Origin of the sequence: Polaribacter vadi (assembly GCF_018861005.1) — a bacterium.
GTDB classification, from domain to species: Bacteria; Bacteroidota; Bacteroidia; order Flavobacteriales; family Flavobacteriaceae; genus Polaribacter; species Polaribacter vadi_A.
On the sequence record NZ_JAHKQL010000021.1, the window covers coordinates 28,253 to 29,624 of the forward strand.

Here is a 1,372-nt window from a genome sequence, read left to right on the forward strand (position 1 = left end):
GGTGGTACTTGGTCAATCGTTTCTGGTGGTGGTTCAATCTCTGGTTCAACGTATACTCCTGATGATGTAAATGCAAATACAAATGTAACCTTAAGATATACAATTGCTGCGGATGGTGATTGTGCTGCAACTACTGATGATGTTACTTTTACAGTTACAAGTTTAAATTGTGATAGAACAAGTCCTACTGAACCTGCACTAGACTTTAATGTCTTTACATTAAATAGTTTAAATTTACAAACCAACGAAACAGAAGGAAGTATAGCTACAGGTGGAGATTTAACAATTTTAGGTAACTACCAAGTAGCAATTCATAATGCAGGTACTTATCAAGTAAATAACACACCTATTGGTTTATTAGTTGGTGGTAAAATTGTTTATCAATCAGGAAACTCTCTACAAGTAGGACAGAATAGTTATGTTAAAATTGGAGACAATCAAAACTCTACAGTTTGGTATACAGACCAAAATAATGCATATTCTAACATCAGAATTACACCAAGTTCTGACTATAATTCTTCACCTAGAATTGAGTTACAAACAAATGCAAATAACCTTAATGTATCTGCAACAAATAATCCTGTATTTGAAAGCAATTTAATAGATTTTGCAACAGCATTTCAAACATTAGAAACAAACTCAACTACATTGTCTCAAAATGCAAACAATGCACAATTAACAAATCCAAACGGACAATCTATTTCTAATACCTCATTACCTAATCAAGTAAAAATTAATTTACAAGATGGTATTAACTATTTAAATGTTACAGGTACAGATTTAAATAATGTAGATGTTTTTACTTACAATACTGCACCAACTGCAAATAAAGTTTTAGTAGTAAATGTAAATGCTCCTGGTACTTTCAATTGGGATGTTTGGAACCAATCTGGTGTTGGTCAACAAAACGCACCATACATTATTTACAACTTTTATAATACTACAACACTTAATATCGAAGGTAATTCGACAATTGAAGGTACAGTTTTAGCACCTTTTGCTAACATTAACAAAACAGTAAACCAATCTAATATAGAAGGGCAAGTTATTGGTTTATCATTTAACCATGCAGGTGGTGAAGTACATTCTGCTAATTTTGCTCCAACTTTAATCAATTGTACAGTAGCTTCTTGTGATGTAGTTGCTGATAATACAACTTCTACTGCTTCAATCACGGAAGATGAAACTAAAACTTTATCTGGTGCGCCTGCTGGTGGTACTTGGTCAATCGTTTCTGGTGGTGGTTCAATCTCTGGTTCAACGTATACACCTGATGATATCAATACTGATACTACTGTAGTAATTCGTTATACAATTGCTGCTGATGGATCTTGTGCAGAAACTTCAGACACTGTTACCTTTACAGTAACTC

General features: G+C 33.2%; 1 protein-coding gene. It reads left to right on the forward strand.

What is annotated here, in order from left to right; translation table 11 throughout:
• Nucleotides 1-1,372: choice-of-anchor A family protein (locus KO506_RS10750; RefSeq protein ID WP_215994916.1), on the forward strand; the 1,372-nt coding region annotated here is incomplete at both ends.